Source organism: Kitasatospora sp. NPDC094019, assembly GCF_044764505.1.
In the GTDB taxonomy this organism is placed as follows: domain Bacteria; phylum Actinomycetota; class Actinomycetes; order Streptomycetales; family Streptomycetaceae; genus Kitasatospora.
Genome location: NZ_JBIWIF010000010.1, coordinates 100,912 through 119,786, shown reverse-complemented (window position 1 = coordinate 119,786; position 18,875 = coordinate 100,912). Strand labels below are relative to the sequence as shown.

Here is an 18,875-nt window from a genome sequence, read left to right as displayed (position 1 = left end):
CCCCTCAACCCCCACTCCGTTGTGTTTGTTGTGTTAGCGGTGTGCCAACCCTGGGGGTTTGGGTGGCCCACCCCCCCCCGCCCCCCCCCCCCCCCCCGGGGGGGGGGGGGGGGCGCCCCCCCCCCCCCCCCCCCCCCCCCCCCCGCGGCGTACCCGGGAGGTATTCCGGCGGACCGCGCGGGCGGACGTGGCAGGATGCCAGGCATCAGCCCGACGAAGGAGTCCTGCGAGTGCCCGGCACCAACCTGACCCGTGACGAGGCCCGCACCCGGGCCGACCTCCTGCACGTGGACGCGTACGAGATCGAGCTCGACCTGAGCTCGGCCCGAGAGGGGGGCACGTTCCGGTCCACGACCGTGGTCCGGTTCACCGCCACCACCCCCGGCGCGGCCACCTTCATCGACCTGGTCGCCCCGAGCGTCGAGGAGATCGTCCTCAACGGCGAACGGCTCGACAGCAGCGCCTTCGCCGACAGCCGGATCGCGCTGACGGACCTCGCCGCCGAGAACGAGCTGCGGGTCGTCGCCGACTGCGCCTACACCAACACCGGTGAGGGTCTGCACCTGTTCGTCGACCCGGTCGACGGCGAGACCTACCTCTACACCCAGTTCGAGGTGCCGGACGCCCGCCGGGTCTTCGCCTCCTTCGAGCAGCCCGACCTCAAGGCCGCGTTCGCCTTCACCGTGACCGCGCCCGCCAGCTGGGTCGTGGTCTCCAACTCGCCGACCCCGGAGCCGGAGGGCGAGGGCGACACCCGGATCTGGCGGTTCGCGCCGACCGGCCGGATCTCCTCGTACATCACCGCCCTCGTCGCCGGGCCCTACGTCGGGGTCTTCGACAGCTACGAGAACGGCGAGCAGAAGGTGCCGCTCGGCATCTACTGCCGGCCCTCGCTGCGCGAGTTCCTGGACCCGGAGGCGATCTTCGAGGTCACCAAGCAGGGCTTCGACTACTTCCAGGAGAAGTTCGACTTCCCCTACCCGTTCGCCAAGTACGACCAGCTGTTCGTGCCGGAGTTCAACGCCGGCGCGATGGAGAACGCGGGCGCCGTCACCCTGCGCGACCAGTACGTGTTCCGGTCCAAGGTGACCGACGCCGCGTACGAGGCCCGCGCCGCGACGATCCTGCACGAGCTCGCCCACATGTGGTTCGGCGACCTCGTCACCATGGAGTGGTGGAACGACCTCTGGCTGAACGAGTCCTTCGCCACCTACGCCGAGGCGGTCTGCCAGGCCGAGGCGCCCGGCTCCCGGTGGCCGAACTCCTGGACCACCTTCGCCAACCAGATGAAGACCTGGGCGTACCGGCAGGACCAGCTGCCGTCCACCCACCCGATCATGGCCGAGATCAACGACCTGGAGGACGTCCAGGTCAACTTCGACGGCATCACCTACGCCAAGGGCGCCTCGGTGCTCAAGCAGCTGGTGGCCTACGTCGGCCAGGACGCCTTCTTCGAGGGCGTGCGCGCCTACTTCAAGCAGCACGCCTGGGGCAACACCCGGCTCGGCGACCTGCTCGGCGCCCTGGAGAAGGCCAGCGGCCGCGACCTCCGCGCCTGGTCCGCCGCCTGGCTGGAGACCGCCGGCATCAACGTGCTGCGCCCCGCGCTCACCCTCAACGCCGACGGCGAGATCGAGTCCTTCGCCGTGCTCCAGGAGGCCCCGGCGCTCCCGGCCGGCGCCAAGGGCGAGGCCGTGCTGCGCCCGCACCGGATCGCCGTCGGCCTGTACGAGCTCAACGACGGCACGCTGGTGCGCACCGACCGGATCGAGCTGGACGTCAACGGCCCGCGCACCGAGGTGCCGGAGCTGGTCGGCCGCCACCGCCCCGCGGTGATCCTGCTCAACGACGACGACCTCACCTACGCCAAGGTCCGCCTCGACGAGGACTCGCTGGCCGTCGTCACCGAGAACCTCGGCGGCTTCACCGAGGCGCTGCCGCGCGCGCTGTGCTGGGCCTCCGCCTGGGACATGACCCGCGACGGCGAGCTCGCGGCCCGCGACTACCTGACCCTCGCCCTCGCCGGCCTGCCCCGGGAGAGCGACATCGGTGTCGTCCAGTCGGTGCAGCGCCAGGTCAAGCTCGCGCTGGACGTCTACGCCGACCCGGACTGGCGCGAGCAGGGCCTCACCCGCTGGGCCGAGGCCGCCGAGCGGGCGCTGCGCGACGCCGAGGCGGGCAGCGACCACCAGCTCGCCTGGGCCCGGGTGCTCGGCTCCGTCGCCCGGACCGACGGTCAGCTCGACCTGCTGGCCGGACTGCTGGACGGCGGCACCGCGATCCCCGGCCTGGCCGTGGACACCGAGCTGCGCTGGACCCTGCTGGGCCGGCTCGCCGCGACCGGCCGGGCCGACGAGGCCGCGATCGCGGCCGAACTCGCCCGTGACAACACCGCGGCCGGCCAGGAGCACGCGGCCAGCTGCCGGGCGGCCCGCCCGACGGCCGAGGCCAAGGCGGCGGCCTGGGCCTCCGTGGTCGACTCGGACGAGCTCACCAACTACGTGCAGGCGGCGGTGATCGGCGGCTTCCAGCAGGCCGACCAGCGCGAGCTGCTGGCCCCGTACGCGGAGAAGTACTTCGCCGCGGTGAAGGGCGTCTGGGAGAGCCGCAGCCACGAGATCTCGCAGCAGATCATCGTCGGCCTGTACCCGGCGCTGCTGGTCGAGCAGGGCACGCTGGACGCCACCGACGCCTGGCTGACCGCCGCGGAGCCGGCGCCGGCGCTGCGCCGTCAGATCGTCGAGTCGCGGGCCGGGGTGGAGCGGGCGCTGAAGGCGCAGGCCGTCGACCGGGCCGCCGGGGGGCGCTGACACCGGCGACCCCGTGTTCCCCCCTCCCGCGCGGGAGGGGGGAACACGGGGTCGCTCCTCGCACGGAACGGGAACGCCCGAGGGGGCGCCGGACATCGTCCGGCGCCCCCTCGGGGTCTGTGCTGGGCTCCGTGGCGGAGGGCCCTCGGCTACTTCTTCTTGTCCTTGTCGCCGAACGGCATCGCGGCCAGGCCACCGATGATCACGAAGGCCGCGATCGGGAGCAGCACGTACAGGCCGAGGGTCTGGGCGACACTCAGGCCGCTACCCGGGTCGTCGCCGTCGTCCCGGGTGAGGGCCATGGCGGGCGACGACAGCAGCATCATCAGCGTGACCGTGGCGGTGACCGCGCCGGCTCGCAAAGCGTTCCTCTTGTCCACGGTGCCAACTTACCCGTGACTTACGCCGAGCCGCTCGGCGGGGTCGGCCTTTCGGGAGCCGGTCCGGGCCCCGCCGCCGGTCGGGCGCCCACGGAGCGCAGCAGGTCGGCGAGGGTCCGCGTGTCCGGCGCCGCCGCCAGGCCGTCCAGGGTGACCGGGCGCCCGGAGCCGTCCGCGACCGGCAGCCGCCAGTTCGGGTACTGGTCCCAGGTGCCGGGCAGGTTCTGCGGGCGCGGGTCACCGACCACGTCCGGCAGCCAGACGCCGACCAGCCCGGCCGGGGTGTCGGCCAGGAACCGGTAGAGCGCGGCCGCCGACAGCGGTTCGTCCCCGGTCAGCAGGCCCAGCCGGACCAGCTCGGCCCGCCAGTCGGCCAGCTCGGCGGCCGCCTCCGCCTGCTCCTCGCCCAGCGCGCGGGAGAGCAGGCCGAGCCGGTGGCGCAGCTCGACGTGCTCCCCGGAGAGCCGGGCGGCGGTGGACGGCAGGTCGTGCGTGGTCAGGGTGGCCAGGCTGCCCGGGCGCCAGCGCCCGGGGGGCAGGATCCCGCCCCCGGCCTGCCAGTCCCGCTCGAACCAGAGCACCGACGTGCCCAGTACGCCGCGCTCCGCCAGTTGCTCGCGCACACCCGGCTCGACGGTGCCGAGGTCCTCGCCGACCACGGCGGCGCCGGCCCGGTGGGCCTCCAGGGCGAGCACCGCGAGCATCGCCTCCGCGTCGTAGCGGACGTAGACGCCCTCGGTCGGGGCGTGGCCGGCCGGCACCCACCAGAGCCGGAACAGACCCATCACATGGTCGATCCGCACCGCGCCGGCGTGCCGGGCGGCGGAGCGGATCAGCTCGGCGAAGGGCGCGTATCCGGCGGCGGCCAACGCGTCCGGGCGCCAGGGCGGCAGGCCCCAGTCCTGGCCGTGCGCGTTGAAGGCGTCCGGGGGCGCGCCGACCGAGATCCCGGCGGCCAGGACGTCCTGGAGCGCCCAGGCGTCGGCGCCGTCCGGGTGGACGCCGACCGCGAGGTCGTGCACCAGGCCGACCGTCATGCCGGCGGTACGGGCCGCCTGCTGGGCGCGGCCGAGCTGGCGGTCGACCTGCCAGGCGAGCCAGCGGTGGAAGGCGACCCGGTCGGCGAGTTCGGCGGCCTCGTGCCGGACGTGCGGGGAGTCGGGGTGGCGCAGGCCCTTCGGCCAGTGGTGGTGGTCCGCGCCGTGGCGCTCGGCCAGGGCGTTCCAGATCGCGTACCGCTCCAGCCACTCGCCCTCGCGGGCCCGGTAGGCGTCGAACGCGGCCGTGCGGACGGCGCCGTGCCCGTCCGCGTACCGGCGATGGGCGGTGTGCAGGAGCTCCAGCGCGCGGCGCTTGAGGGCCCAGACCTCGTCGCGGTCGATCAGGCCGTCGTGGACCAGCACCTCGGCGCGCAGCCGGGCGGCGCGGGCGAGCAGCTCGTCGGCCTCGGCCCGCTCCGCGCCCGCCAGGTAGGCGTACTCGGACACCTCCTCGATCCGCAGGTGGACCGGGTCGGCGAAGCGCCGGGAGGAGGGGCGGTAGGGGGACGGGTCGGAGGGTGTCGAGGGCAGGGCCGCGTGCAGCGGGTTGATCTGGACGAAGCCCGCGCCGAGCGAGCCCGCCCAGGTGGCGAGGTCGGCGAGGTCGGCGAGGTCACCCATGCCCCAGGAGCGGTCGGAGAGGACGGAGTACAGCTGGGCGAGGAAGCCCCAGGCCCGGCCGGGGAGGGCCGGGAGACGGTCGGGGGCGACGATCAGGTGCGCGGTGGCGGTGCGGTCCGCGGCCTCGGCGTACAGGGTGTGCCGGCCGGGCGGGAGGTCGGCGGGCAGCCAGTGGGCGTGGCCGTTCGGGAGCCGCCACCGCTCGCCGTGCTCCAGGACGACGGTGAGCCGGGTGTCGGCGGGCAGGTCGAGGGCGGTGCGGCGGCCGGCCCGGGCGACCACGGTCGGGGGCAGCAGCCGGGCCCGCTGCTCCGCCCGGTGGTGGGCGAGCGCCTCACGGGCGGCGTCGGCGCCGGCCGCGGCCACGCCGAGCGCGGCGAGGACGGCGACCAGGGTGCGGGCGCCGACCGGCGCCCCGCCGGGGCCGTGGCGGGTGTCCACCCCGTGGGCCTGCGCCAGTGCCACCAGCTCGGGCGGCGGCGGAGGCGCGTCCTGGGCCGGCACCTCCAGTGCGTCGGCTCCGTCACGGTCGAGATAAGCGGCCACTCGCGGCTCCTGCGATGTCTCGGCAACGCCCAGTCAGGACAGCCACAGTCCTACCCGGGTGACGGCCCGGTGACCCGGCGCGACACGAAGGGGACCGGAACCGGGAACCAACAGGGGCCCGCCCGCACGGGTCTCGGGGCACCACGAGCGGGTCAGCCCGAGCGACACGGGCCTTCGACCCCGGCCCCGGACCGGGAGCACACCGACCTTCACTGCCCTCCCGGACCGGGACCACCCGGGTCCTCGACCCCGGCCCCGCACGGACCGCGAGCGAGCCGAAGGGGCGCGCCGGTGCCGAAAGGGAGGCGCGAGGAGGCCGCGAGGTACGAGCGGCATCGGAGCAACGACCGTCGGCGCCGGACCGGAGCGCCCCGGAGGCGAGCCGAGCCCCGATAAAGGGGGGTGAACGAAGGGTTGCAGTCGCGGGTAAATCGGACAAAGTCGGCATACCCGCCTACGACGTTGACACCGTCAAACAGAGCTGGTGGGCTGTGCCGCGATGTGGTTCCGGCCTGGCTAGGAGGCTCCTGTGCAAGCCCGAGTGTCCGAGGTGGCAGGCCGGCGACTCCGTCAGCAGCTGGAGCAGAGCGCGGCGCTGCGCGAGGTGCTCCAGCACCCGACGGCGCTCGCGGCCCGCCGGGCCACGGCCCGGACGTGCCGTCAACTGGCTCCCCGGACGGCCGACCGGCTGATCGCCGACCTCAAGGGCACCTCGCCGCTGCTGCCCTCGGTCCGGGCCGAGCGGGCCATCGCCGCCCGCCCCGGGGCGCCGAGCCGGCGGACCCTCCAGGTGGCGGCCACCCTGTCGGCGGCGGCCGTGGTCGGCGGCCTGCTGGTGAGCGGTCCGGCCGCGTACGCGCTGGCCCCCGGGTACGCGCCGGGTCCGGACGTGGTGAGCACGGCGAGCAGTGCTCCGCAGACCCCGCTCGGCAGTCTGAGCGACCCCCAGGTGTTCCCGCGTCCGCAGGAGCAGCGCGTGACCGGGAAGCCGGTGACCGTACCGGGCGCCGTCACCCTGGTCACCGCGCCGGACGCGGATCCCGGCGCGGTGACCGCGGCGCGGGAGGTCCTCGGCATCGCCGGCGCGACCGACGTGACCGCGCTGCCGGAGCCGGAGCCGCCGAAGGCCGGTTCGCTGGTGGTGTACGTCGGCGGCCCCGCCGAGGGCGCGGGCGGTGACACGGACCGGATCCTGCGCGAGCTCACCGCGGCGGCCGGCGGCAAGGACACCGCCGCGCCCACCACCGCCGGACTGCCCTCCGGCGGACATGTGCTGGCGGCCGGTCAGCTGCCGGTGGCCGGCGGCGGCAGCTACGGCGCGGTCGTGCTGGCCGGCGCCGACGCGGCCGGCACCTTCTACGCCGCGCAGTCGCTGCGCCAGCTGCTGGCGGCCGTCCCCGCCGACCAGGGCCAGGTGCCCGGCGCGGCCGGCCTCGGCCTGCCCGGGATCGTGCTGCGCGACTGGCCGTCCGGCGCGCCGGTGCGCGGCACCGCCGAGGCGTTCTACGGCACCCCGTGGACGCAGCAGCAGCGGCTCGCCCAGCTGGACTTCCTCGGCCGGTCGAAGCAGAACTTCTACCTCTACGCACCGGGCGACGACCAGTACCGGCTGGCCCGCTGGCGGGACGCCTACCCGCGGGAGCGGGCCGAGGACCTGCGCGCGCTGGCCGCCCGGGCCGCGCTGGACCACGTCACCCTCGGGTACTCGCTCGACCCCGGGCAGTCCTTCTGCTTCAGTTCCGCGAAGGACACGGACGCGCTGGTCGCCAAGCTGGACGGGCTGCGCCGGCTCGGCTTCACCGCGTTCCAGCTGCAGTTCCTGGACGTGTCCTACGAGGAGTGGCACTGCTCCGAGGACCGGTCCAGGTACGGCACCGGCCCGATCGCGGCCGCGAAGGCGCAGGCGGAGCTGGTCACCAGGGTGCAGGACCGGCTGATCGCGCGGAACCCGGGCCTGGCGCCGCTGTCGGTCGTCCCGACCGAGTACCACCAGCAGGGCTCCAGCCCGTACCGGACGGCGCTGGCCACCGCGCTTCCGTCCGGTGTGCAGGTGGCCTGGAGCGGCGTCGGGGTGATCCCGGAGCGGATCACCGGCACCCAGCTCGTGGACACCTCCGGCCTGTACGGGCACCCGTTGGTCACCATGGACAACTACCCCGTCAACGACGCCACCCCGGACCGGCTCTTCCTCGGCGCCTACACCGGCCGGGACAGCGAGGTGGCGACCCGGTCGGCCGTCATGCTGACCGGGGCGATGCAGCAGCCGGTGGCGTCCCGGATCGCGCTCTCCACGGCCGGCGACTTCGCCTGGAACCCGTCCGCGTACAAGCCGGAGGACTCCTGGCGGGCGGCGCTGCGCTCGCTGGCCGGGCCGACCGGCGCGACGGCCACACCGACCGGGGAGACCCTGGCCGCGGTCACCGCGCTGGCCGGGAACAGCGTGTCGTCGCCACTGGCCAAGCAGGAGTCCGGCTATCTGCTGCCGCTGCTGGACCGGTTCTGGGCGACCGCCGAGCCGACCTCGGGGGCGGCCCCGGACCTGACGCGGCTGATCGAGTCGGCCGCTCCGCTGCGGGAGGCGTTCACCGCGATGGCCGTCGCCCAGCAGACCCTGGCCGCCTCCCCGGCCACCGCTCCGCTGGCCGCCGAGGCCGCGCCCTGGCTGGCGCCGCTGCGCGACTTCGGGCTGGCCGGGCAGTCCGCCCTCGACATGCTGGTGGCCCAGCGCGGCGGCGACGGCGGGGCCGCCTGGAAGGCCCGGGTCGAGCTGACCAAGCTGCGCGAGCAGCTCGGTCAGAGCCCGGCGACGGTCGGCGCGGGCGTGCTCGGCCCGTTCCTGGAACGCGCGCTGCAGGCGGCCGACACCTGGGCCGGGGTGCAGGGCGGCGGCATCACCGCGACCACCACCCTGGGCACCGCGCACGACCACCTGCCGGCGCTGATGGCCGACGGCGTCGCCGACACCTTCTACTGGAGCTCGGCGCCGCCGCAGCAGGGCGACTCGGTCGGCCTGGACCTCGGCGGCGGGCGCCCGGTCGGCAGCGTCACCGTGCTGATGGGCTCCTGGGGCAACGGCCCGGACGGGCAGAGCGCGCTGGACGACTACATCCGGGACGGCGTGCTGGAGTACTCCACCGGAGAGGGCGGCTGGAAGAAGCTGGCCGCGGTGAAGAACCAGAAGTCCGTCTCCGCCCAGGTGCCGGCCGGGACGGTGGTCCGGGCGGTACGGCTGCGGGCGACCGCCGCGCAGAAGACCGCGGTCGCGGTGCGCGAGTTCTCGGTGGCCGCGCCGGACGAGTTGCCGGCCAGCGTCTCCGGCGGCCCGGCCGCGCTGCCCGGCTCCTCGGCCGCCGCCGTGCTGGACGGCAACCCGGACACCGCCTACCGGGCGGCCACCGCGCCGACCGCGGAGGACGAGCCGCTGACGGTCGAGCTGGGCGCCGCCCGGCCGCTGGACCGGCTGACCGTGCTCACCGACCCGGGGGTGCGGGCCTCGGCCGCCGTCGCGGTGCGGCACCCGGACGGCACCTGGACCGAGATCGGCACCGTGCAGCCGGGGTGGAACGAGCTCGCGGCCGGCGGTCTGCCCGCCGACGCGTTCCGGCTGGCCTGGAAGCCGGGCGGGGAGCCGCCGGTGGTCAACCAAGTGATCCCCTGGTACGCGGACGCCCCGGCGGCCCGGCTGAGCCTGGCCGACGCCTCGGTGGACGCGGTGACCGGGGACGCCGTGCCGGTACAGGCCCGGGTCACCGTCGAGGCCGGCCGGCCGGAGGGCGTCACCGGCGAGCTGCGCACCGAGGTGCCGGCCGTCGCCAAGGGGCTGACCGTCGCGCCGGTGACCGGGGTGAGCGTGCCGCGTGGCGGCAAGGTCGGCGTGCCGCTGCTGGTCACCGCCGGGCCGGAGACGCCGTCCGGGACCTACCAGGTGCCGGTGGTGTTCGTGGCCGGCCAGACCACGGTCCGCCAGGTGCTCCGGGTGCATGTCGTGCCGCCGACCGGCGGCCCCGATCTGGCGATCACCGCGCAGGCCACCTCCTCGGGCGACGAGACCCCGAACTTCCCGGCCTCGGCGGTGGCCGACCAGGACCCGAAGAGCCGCTGGTCCTCGGCGGCGGCCGACGACGCCTGGGTGCAGCTGGAGCTGCCGAAGGCGACCCACCTGGGCTCGGCGGTGCTGCACTGGCAGGCCGCGTACGCCGCCGCGTACAAGGTCCAGTCCTCGGCGGACGGTCGCTCCTGGACCACGGTGGCGACCGTGGGGGACGGCCGGGGCGGCAACGAGACGGTGCGCTTCGACGCGCCGGACGCGAAGTTCCTGCGGATCCAGGGCGTGGCCAGGGCGACCAAGTACGGCTACTCGCTCTGGGGCGTCGAGCTGTACGCCGCCGCCCCGGTGGACGGCCAGGTGCCGCCGGTGACGCCTCCGGTCACCCCGCCGGTGACACCGCCCGTGACGCCGCCGACCGGGCAGCCGGGCGGCGGCCAGCAGTCGGGCGGCCAGGCCGGGGGCCCCGGCGGCGGGACGGCGACCACGCCGCCGGCCGTGCCCACGCCGTCGACCTCCCCGACCGGCCCGACCCCCGCCCCGACGGCCTCCGGCGGCGGTACCCCGAGCGGCAGCCCGACCGGCTCCCGGCCGAAGCCCTAGGGCGGGGCACACGGGGGGCAGACGGCGGGCCGCCGCGCTCCCCGGTGCGGGGTGCGCGGCGGCCCATGAGGCGTACCGGAATTCTGACGGGCAAGCCCTTGTGGAACGGACGGTCAGGCGGAGAGCGGTTCCGGCTGCTCACCGCGGCGGACGGGGGCGGGGTGACCGGCGTGGGCCCGGCCGAGCGGGACCGGGTGGGCCGGGTCGATATGGTCGTGGTGTTCGTACTCGCCCCACTGCGGGGCGCGCAGCTGGTCGTTCCCGCCGTACGGCTCCAGATAGGGCCGCCAGCGCGGGTCCTTGATCCCGGTGCCGATGATCCGCCAGGCCAGGCCGCTGGGCGGCGCGGGTGGTCGTTTCATCCGCCAGCCGAGCTCGGTGAGGTGGCGGTCGGCCTTGGTGTGGTTGCAGCGGCGACAGGCCGCCACCACGTTGTCCCAGCGGTGCTGGCCTCCCCGGCTGCGCGGGATGACGTGGTCGACGCTGGTGGCGGCGGCCCCGCAGTAGACACAACGACCGTGGTCGCGGGCGAACAGCGCCCGGCGGGTGAGCGGGACCGGCCCGCAGAACGGGACCCGGACGAAGCGGGTCAGACGGACGACGGACGGCGCCGGAAGGGCGCTGGTGGCGCTGTGCAGAGTGACCCCCGAGTCCTCCAGGCTGACCGCCTTGTGATTGAGGACGAGGATGAGTGCGCGGCGCATCGATACGACGCCGAGTGGCTCGTAGGACGCGTTGAGGACCAGGACATGCGGCACGGATGCCTCCTTGGACGCCTGCGGCGCGTGGCTCGCGCCGGGACGAGCGGTTCGATCACGCAACGGGTGCGTGATCCACCCCAGTGTCGCCTTACGCCTTTGTACGGCGCCACCACTCCTGTGTAACGGACCTGATGTGAACTCCGGGTGTGGGTTCTGTCATACCCGGTATGCCCGGGCGAAGCGCGGGTTGCACTCCGGTGCCGCTCCGGGGTGCCGCTGGGCCGAGCGGAGCAGCGCGAATCCCGGCGCGCGGGGGCGTTGACAGGGCGTCCGGGCGGTTGTGCGCGCCCTGTGGCGGACCCGTCCGGCCCGTCCGGCGTGTCAAGCCGTCGGCCGGGCGGCGGCTAGGGTAGGCGGACGGTCCGCAGGCCAGGGGCGTGCCAACCCGTGTGGGGCGCCGCGGCGGCGGACCGGGTCACGACCCCTGCAGGAAGGTCCCGCACGTGTTCCGCTCCGGTGTCGCCGGCCTCCTCGCCGACGCGTCCATCACGACGCCGGCCTTGACGCCCGCGCCGTCCCCGACTCCCACGGCCCCGGAGTTGCCGGACCTCAGAATCCCGACCAGCGCGCAGGAGGTCTCCGACACCACCCGACAGGCCGCCAGCTGGTTCGACTCGCACTGGCAGGACTGGCTGGCGAGCGGCGTCCGGATCGTCTTCATCATCGTGCTGGCCCTGGTGCTGCGGGCGATGGTGCGCAAGGTGATCACCCAGCTGATAACGCGGATGATCCGGCCGGGCGAGAACGAGGACGAGCCCAGCCGGCTGGGCGGGCTGCTGGCCAACACCGGCGTGGTCAACCCCGAGCGGCGCCAGCAGCGCGCCGAGGCGATCGGCTCGGTGATGCGCAGCGTCGCGTCGTTCTCGATCCTGGGCACGGCGGCGCTGATGGTGCTGTCCGCGCTCGGGGTGAACCTGGCGCCGCTGCTGGCGAGCGCCGGTGTGGCCGGTGTGGCGATCGGTTTCGGCGCCCGCAACCTGGTCACCGACTTCCTCTCCGGGGTCTTCATGATCATGGAGGACCAGTACGGCGTCGGCGACGAGATCGACACCGGGGTGGCCACCGGCACCGTGCTGGAGGTCGGCCTGCGGGTCACCAAGCTGCGCGGCGCGGGTGGCGAGATCTGGTACATCCGCAACGGCGAGGTGAAGCGCATCGCCAATATGAGCCAGGGCTGGTCGACCGCCTCGGTGGACGTCCAGGTCGGCTACAAGGAGGACCTGGAGCGGGTCGAGGCGCTGATCAAGGACACCGCGGAGGCGCTGGCCAAGGAGGCGCCGTTCGACGAGCTGGTCTGGGCCCCGTTCTCGGTGCTGGGCGTGGAGTCGGTCGCGGCGGACTCGGTGGTCCTGCGGATCGAGGCGCGGACCGCCCCCGGCAAGTCGCTGAGCGTCGCCCGGGCGCTGCGCCAGCGGCTGAAGGCGGTCTTCGACGAGGCCGGGATCAAGGTCAAGGAGGAGGTCGCGCCGGCCGTCGCCGCGGGCGCGGCCGCGGGCACGGCCGCCGCCATGGTCCTGGGCGCGGCCGCCGCGCCGGCCCCGGGGACCGACCCGGCCCCGCCGTCCGCGCTGGCCGACCCGTCCTCCGCGGGCTACAAGGCGGCGACGCCGATACCGGCTCCCGTCCGCCCGCCCGAGGACGGCACCAAGGCCCCCTGACCGCCGGCCACCACCCGCCCGGGCCCCGTCTCCCCGCCACGCGGAGACGGGGCCTTCGCCATGGGGCCGCCCTTCGGGCCGCCTCCCCGCCTCCCCGCCGTCCGCGCGGGACATCGGTCGGACCGACGTCCCGCGGGGTTCGCCGCGGGTTCGGGCGGGGGCGGGAGGGTGGGGCCGGCGGCTCCGGGTTCCTGGGGTGCGGCGGGCTGTGGAGGTGGGTGGGGCCGGGGTCCGGAGGCCGTCCGGTAACGAGTCGGCATCCTCCGTGCGAAGGGCCATTGACACTCCGCTGACGGGGCCCGTACGGTCCTGTCCCAAGCGACTGGAAAGTTTCCTAACAGTTCGCCCCTGGCCCGACCGGAATCCCGGCCGCCCCGAGGAGGAGGATCTTCGCGTGACCAGAAGCCGCACCAAGACCCCCCTCGCGGGCACCCCCAGCCTGCTGCGGGCCATCAACGACCGCGCCGCGCTCGAACTGCTGCTGGCGAACGGACCGCTGTCCCGCACCCAGATCGGCACCCTGACCGGGCTCTCCAAGCCCACCGCCTCCCAGCTGCTGGCCCGGCTGGAGACGGCCGGGCTGGTGCTGCCGGTGGGCACCACGGCCGGTGGCCCCGGCCCCAACGCGCAGCTGTACCAGGTGAATCCCGCGGCCGGGTACGTCGCCGGACTGGACGTCACCAACAGCCAGGTCCGGGTCGCGGTCGCCGACATCAGCGGCGCCACCCTCGCCGAGCACGTCGTCCCCACCAAGGGCTGGCAGGCCGCCGCGACCGTGCCCCGGGTGGCCGACGCGGTCGCCGGGGCGGTCCGCGCGGCCGGGCTGGCCGAGGACGCCCTGCACACCGTGGTGATCGGCGTCGGCGGCGCGCCCGACCCCGTCACCGGGAAGCTGCGGTACGCCTCGCACCTGCCCGGCTGGCACGCGCCCCGGCTGGTCGAAGGGCTGGCCGAGGCGATCGGCGCGCCGGTGACGATCGAGAACGACGTGAACCTCGCCGCCGTCGCGGAGCAGTCCGCCGGCGCGGCCGAGGGCTTCGAGGACTTCGTCCTGCTGTGGGCGGGCGAGGGCACCGGCGCCGCGATCGTGATCGCCGGCCGGCTGCACCGCGGCTTCACCGGCGGCGCCGGGGAGGTCGGCTACATGCCGGTGCCCGGCTCGCCGGTCCGCGACGTCCGTCGGCGCAACTCGGGCGGGTTCCAGGAACTGGTCGGCGCCCCCGCCGTCCGGGCCCTGGCCAAGGAGCACGGGATCACCGCGCCGACCGCCGAGGAGGCGGTCGCCCGGGCCCTCACCACCCCCGACCCGGGGGACGCCTTCCTCACCGCGCTGGCCGCCCGGCTGGCCGTCGGCCTGGCCGTGATCGTCGCCGTCGTGGACCCCCGGCTGGTGGTGCTCTCCGGCGGGGTCCCGACCGCCGGCGGCGAACGGCTGCGGGCCCTGGTCGAGGAGGAGCTGGCCCGGGTCTCGCCCGCCCGGCCCGAGGTCCGCGGCAGCACGCTGACCGGCTCCCCCGTCCTGATCGGCGCACTCGCCCGCGCGCTCGCCGCCGCCCGCGAGGCGGTCTTCTCGACCCACTGACCCCGACCCCCGACGAACCGACGCACGGCCCGCACCGCTCGACCCTGCACCCACCTCTCCCCATCCCGAACGCGGGACCCGAGGCAATGACGCCTGCCCGCGGCACCCCCAGGAGGACCTCGAAGTGCAATCCACCAGCTCCCCCGCCCGCAGAAGCCGCCGGACGCTCGCCGCCGTCACCGGCAGCGCCGTCCTCACCCTGCTCGCCACCGCCTGCACCGGCAGCAGCGACGGCGGTGGCGGCGACGACTCCGCCAGTGGCAAGGACGTCACGATCACCTTCTGGCACGGCTGGAGCCAGGACTCCGAGGTGAAGGCGATCAACGACAACATCGCCGCCTTCGAGAAGGCCCACCCCAACATCCACGTCAAGGCCGTCGGCAACATCGCCGACGACAAGGTCAACCAGGCGCTGCGGGCCGGCGGCGACGACGCCCCCGACGTGGTGTCCTCCTTCACCACCAACAACGTCGGCATGTTCTGTTCGACCAAGGCATTCGTCGACCTCAAGCCGCTGCTGGCCAAGGACGGCATCGACGCCGCCAAGACCTTCCCGGCCGCGATGCTCAACTACACGCAGTTCCAGGGCAACCAGTGCTCGCTGCCGCTGCTGGGCGACGCCTTCGGCCTGTACTACAACAAGAAGGCATTCGCCGACGCGGGCATCACCAACCCGCCGAAGACCTTCACCGAGTTCGCCGAGGTCGCCAACAAGCTCACCGTCCCCGACGGCGACGGTTACAAGCAGCTCGGCTTCATGCCGCTCTACCACGGCTACGAGTCGACCACCGAGCACTTCCTCGGCCAGTACGGCCCCACGTACTTCGACCCGGCCGGCAAGTCCACCGTCGCCACCGACCCGAAGGTCGCCGCGATGATGAAGTGGCAGAAGAGCATGGTCGACAAGCTCGGCGGCTACGACAAGCTGGAGAAGTACCGCGCCACCTTCGGCGAGGAGTTCAGCGCCAAGAACCCGTTCCACACCGGTCAGGTCGCGATGGCCATCGACGGTGAGTGGCGCACCGCCTCGCTCGCCACCGACAAGCCGGACTTCGACTGGGCGACCGCGCCGTTCCCGGTGCCGGACGACCAGCAGGACACCTACGGCCGCGGCTACCAGACCGGCACCATCGTCGGCATCGCCAGCACCAGCAAGAAGCAGGCCGCCGCCTGGGAGTTCGTGAAGTTCCTGACCACCGACACCGACGCGGTCGTCTCCTTCGCCAACGCGATCCACAACGTGCCGAGCACCTTCGCCGCGCTGGAGTCGCCGAAGCTGGTCGCCGACGAGAACTTCAAGACCTTCGTGAACATCGCCAAGCACGCCAGCTCCGGCACCACGCCGGCCGTGGTCAACGGCGGCGGCTACCTGGTCTCCGTGCAGAACCTCGGCTACGACTACGAGTCCGGCAAGCAGACCGACCTCACGGCCGGCCTCGCCGCCACCGCCAAGGAGATCGACGCCGCCATCGCCCAGGCCAAGTAGCGCACCCCCTCGCGCCCGGCCCGTCCTCGGAGCTCCCATGTCACTCGCGTCCGCCACCCGCAAGGGGGCCGGAGCGACCGCCCCGGCGGCGTCTCCCGTGCAGCAACTGCTGCGCCGGAAGCGCCGCCGGGCAGCGGCCCGCACCCTCGCCTTCCTCTCCCCCTGGCTGATCGGCTTCAGCGTCTTCTTCCTGTACCCGCTGATCTCGACGATCTACTTCTCGTTCACCAAGTACAACGGCTTCGGCTCGCCCACCTTCACCGGCCTGAAGAACTGGGACTACGTCTTCAACGACCTCCCGGCGTTCTGGCAGGGCATGCGCAACACCCTGTGGCTGGTCGTCGTCATGGTGAGCCTGCGAGTGGCGTTCGGTCTCGGCATCGGGCTGCTGATCACCAAGATCAAGTCCGGGGTCGGCTTCTTCCGTACCGTCTTCTACCTGCCGTACCTGGCCCCGCCGGTGGCCGCCACCGTCGCCTTCGCCTTCCTGCTCAACCCCGGCACCGGCCCGGTGAACCACTTCCTCGGCGAGATCGGGCTGCCGCAGCCCGGCTGGTTCGCCGACCCGAACTGGTCGAAGCCCGCGCTCACCCTGCTCGCCATGTGGGGCATCGGGGACCTGATGGTCATCTTCATGGCCTCCCTGCTGGACGTCCCGAAGGAGCAGTACGAGGCCGCCGAGCTCGACGGGGCCGGCCCGTTCCAGCGGTTCCGCTTCGTCACCCTGCCGAACATCTCGCCGATCATCATGTTCGCGGTGGTCACCGGCGTCATCCAGACCATGCAGTACTACACGCAGGCATTCGTCGCCGGGAGGGTCGCCGCGGGCAACGCGGGCAACTCCGGCCAGCAGTTCGAGCCGGGCTACCCGAACGGCTCCACCTGGACCCTGCCGCAGATGGTCTACAACCTCGGCTTCCAGCGCTTCAACTACGGCGCGGCCTGCGTCGTGGCCCTGGTGCTGTTCGTCATCTCGATGGCCGTGACCTCGGTGCTGATGCGTCGCAAGTCCGGCTTCATGGCCAGCGACGACTAGCGGCCCAGTGAGGACACGATCATGACTCTCAGCACGACCCTCCCCTCCGAAGCACCCGGGAAGCCGGCCGGCCGGGGCGCGACCCGCGGCCCCGTCACCGCCGCCGAGCGGACCGCCCGCCGGCGCGCGCTGCTCAACTGGGTGGCCGTCCACTCGCTGGCGATAGCCGCCGGCCTCTTCTTCCTGCTGCCGTTCGTCTTCGTCTTCCTGACCTCGGTGATGACCGACAGCCAGGCGCTCACCACCGACTACTGGCCCACCTCGTGGAACTGGGGCAACTATGGCAAGGTCTGGAACACCCCCGGCTTCCTCACCTGGTGGCGCAACACCCTGCTCTACGCGCTCGGCGGCACCCTGCTGACCATCGTCTCCAGCCTGCCGGTCGCCTACGCCCTCGCGAAGTTCCGCTTCCGCGGCCGCAACCTGGCGCTGATGGCGGTCATCTCGATGATGATGCTGCCGCCGCAGGTCACCATCATCCCGATGTACCTGTTCTGGGCGAAGCAGCTGGGCCTCGGCGGCTCGCTCTGGCCGCTGATCATCCCGATGGCCTTCGGCGACGCCTTCTCGATCTTCCTGCTGCGCCAGTTCCTGCTGACCATCCCGAACGAGTACATCGAGGCGGCCCGGATCGACGGCTGCGGCGAAGTGCGCACCCTGCTGCGGGTGGTGCTGCCGATGGCCAAGCCCGCCATCGCCGCCGTCGCGCTGTTCCAGTTCTTCTACTGCTGGAACGACTACTTCGGCCCGCAGATCTACGCCAGCAGCAACCACGACGCCTGGACCCTCTCCTACGGGCTGGAGTCCTTCAAGGGCGCCCACCACACCAACTGGAACCTCACCATGGCCGCCACGCTGCTGGTGATGGCCCCGGTGATCGTCCTCTTCTTCTTCGCACAGAAAGCCTTCATCGAAGGCGTGACACTGACAGGGGTCAAGGGCTGATGTCCGCACTCAAGCTGGCCATCATCGGCGGCGGTTCGACGTACACCCCGGAGCTGATCGACGGCTTCGCCCGGCTCCGCGACACCCTGCCGATCGGCGAACTCGTCCTCGTCGACCCGGCCGCCGACCGGCTGGAGCTGATCGGCGGACTCGCCCGGCGGATCTTCGCCAAGCAGGGCCACGGCGCGGTCGTCACCACGACCACCGACATCGAGGCCGGCGTCGCCGACGCCGACGCGGTGCTGCTCCAGCTGCGAGTCGGCGGACAGGCCGCCCGCGACAAGGACGAGACCTGGCCGCTGGAGTGCGGCTGCGTCGGCCAGGAGACCACCGGCGCGGGCGGCCTCGCCAAGGCGCTGCGCACCGTCCCGGTGGTGCTCGACATCGCCGAGAAGGTCCGGCGCGCCAACCCGGACGCCTGGATCGTCGACTTCACCAACCCGGTCGGCATCGTCACCCGCGCGCTGCGGGAGGCCGGTCACAAGGCCGTCGGCCTGTGCAACGTGGCGATCGGCTTCCAGCGCCGCTTCGCCAAGCACCTCGGCGTCGACCCGGAGCTGGTCCGGCTCGACCACGTCGGCCTCAACCACCTCAGCTGGGAGCGCGGCGTCACCCTGCTCGACGCGCCCGGCGCGGCCGGCGGCCGGGAGGTGCTGCCGGAGCTGCTGGCCGGCTTCGGCAAGGAGATCGCCGACGACATCCGGCTGCCGCAGCGGGTGGTCGAGCGCCTCGGCGTCGTGCCGTCCTACTACCTGCGCTACTTCTACCAGCACGACCTGGTGGTGGAGGAGCTGAAGGTCAAGGGCTCCCGGGCCGCCGAGGTCGCCGAGATCGAGCGGCAACTGCTGGAGCTGTACGCCGACCCGGCCCTCGACACCAAGCCGGAGCTGCTCGACCGGCGCGGCGGCGCGTTCTACTCGGAGGCGGCGGTGCAGCTCATCGCCGCGCTGCTGGGCACCGGCGGCGGGACCTCGGTGCAGGTGGTGAACACCCGCAACGACGGGGTGCTGCCGTTCCTGCCCGACGACGCCGTGATCGAGGTGCCGGCCGAGGTCGACGCGGCGGGCGTGCGCCCGCTGCCGCAGCGCCCGCTGGAGCCGCTCTACGCCGGCCTGGTCGCCGCCGTCACCTCGTACGAGCACCTGGCGCTGGACGCCGCCCTGCGCGGCGGTCGCGACCGGGTCTTCGACGCACTGCTCGCCCACCCGCTGGTCGGCCAGATCGAACTCGCCGACCGGCTCACGGACCGGCTGCTCGCCCACAACCGCGAGCACCTCGCCTGGGCCTGACCCGCCCGGCCTCCGCCCCGGTCCCGCCCCGGCGCCGGACCGGGCCACCGGCCCCCGGCCCGCACTCCGTGGG

11 protein-coding genes are annotated in these 18,875 nt (G+C 73.8%); 8 read left to right on the top strand and 3 right to left on the bottom strand.

Annotated elements, in window-relative coordinates:
- Window positions 1–230 precede the first annotated feature (230 nt).
- A complete protein-coding gene (gene pepN, locus ACIQ9P_RS23110; RefSeq protein ID WP_402359165.1) occupies window positions 231–2,810 on the top strand; it encodes an aminopeptidase N in 2,580 nt (859 codons plus the stop codon).
- 149 nt (window positions 2,811–2,959) lie between these two features.
- On the opposite strand, the gene ACIQ9P_RS23105 is transcribed toward pepN, so the two are convergent.
- Together ACIQ9P_RS23105 and malQ are read right to left on the bottom strand one after the other, a co-directional pair.
- Window positions 2,960–3,190, bottom strand: coding sequence for a hypothetical protein (locus ACIQ9P_RS23105; RefSeq protein ID WP_402359162.1), 231 nt, complete (start codon window positions 3,188–3,190; stop codon window positions 2,960–2,962).
- Window positions 3,191–3,210: 20 nt separating this feature from the next.
- Window positions 3,211–5,397, bottom strand: a complete 2,187-nt coding sequence (malQ, locus tag ACIQ9P_RS23100; protein ID WP_402359159.1) for a 4-alpha-glucanotransferase — start codon at window positions 5,395–5,397, stop codon at window positions 3,211–3,213.
- Between the two features lie 529 nt (window positions 5,398–5,926).
- Between malQ and ACIQ9P_RS23095 the strand changes: the two genes are divergently transcribed.
- Entirely contained in the window at window positions 5,927–10,045 is a 4,119-nt protein-coding gene (locus ACIQ9P_RS23095; RefSeq protein WP_402359156.1) for a beta-N-acetylglucosaminidase domain-containing protein, read from the top strand.
- 113 nt (window positions 10,046–10,158) lie between these two features.
- Here ACIQ9P_RS23095 and ACIQ9P_RS23090 read toward each other — a convergent pair whose 3' ends face one another.
- Complete coding sequence (locus tag ACIQ9P_RS23090; protein ID WP_340634232.1) at window positions 10,159–10,803, bottom strand: HNH endonuclease; 645 nt, start codon at window positions 10,801–10,803, stop codon at window positions 10,159–10,161.
- Between the two features lie 542 nt (window positions 10,804–11,345).
- Between ACIQ9P_RS23090 and ACIQ9P_RS23085 the strand changes: the two genes are divergently transcribed.
- From ACIQ9P_RS23085 to ACIQ9P_RS23060, 6 genes are all read left to right on the top strand, one after another.
- Window positions 11,346–12,464 (top strand): mechanosensitive ion channel family protein, encoded by a 1,119-nt coding sequence (locus ACIQ9P_RS23085; protein WP_402359152.1) that lies wholly within the window; start codon window positions 11,346–11,348, stop codon window positions 12,462–12,464.
- A gap of 394 nt (window positions 12,465–12,858) precedes the next feature.
- Complete coding sequence (locus ACIQ9P_RS23080; protein ID WP_402359150.1) at window positions 12,859–14,046, top strand: ROK family transcriptional regulator; 1,188 nt, start codon at window positions 12,859–12,861, stop codon at window positions 14,044–14,046.
- Between the two features lie 124 nt (window positions 14,047–14,170).
- Window positions 14,171–15,532, top strand: a complete 1,362-nt coding sequence (locus ACIQ9P_RS23075) for an ABC transporter substrate-binding protein (RefSeq protein WP_402359147.1) — start codon at window positions 14,171–14,173, stop codon at window positions 15,530–15,532.
- Between the two features lie 37 nt (window positions 15,533–15,569).
- Entirely contained in the window at window positions 15,570–16,568 is a 999-nt protein-coding gene (locus ACIQ9P_RS23070; protein ID WP_402359144.1) for a carbohydrate ABC transporter permease, read from the top strand.
- Between the two features lie 21 nt (window positions 16,569–16,589).
- Window positions 16,590–17,513 carry a carbohydrate ABC transporter permease gene (locus ACIQ9P_RS23065; RefSeq protein ID WP_402359142.1) on the top strand — a complete coding sequence of 308 codons (924 nt, stop codon included), beginning with the start codon at window positions 16,590–16,592 and terminating at the stop codon, window positions 17,511–17,513.
- A complete protein-coding gene (locus ACIQ9P_RS23060; protein WP_402359139.1) occupies window positions 17,513–18,802 on the top strand; it encodes a 6-phospho-beta-glucosidase in 1,290 nt (429 codons plus the stop codon). Before ACIQ9P_RS23065 ends, ACIQ9P_RS23060 begins: the two co-directional genes overlap by 1 nt.
- Window positions 18,803–18,875: the final 73 nt, after the last annotated feature.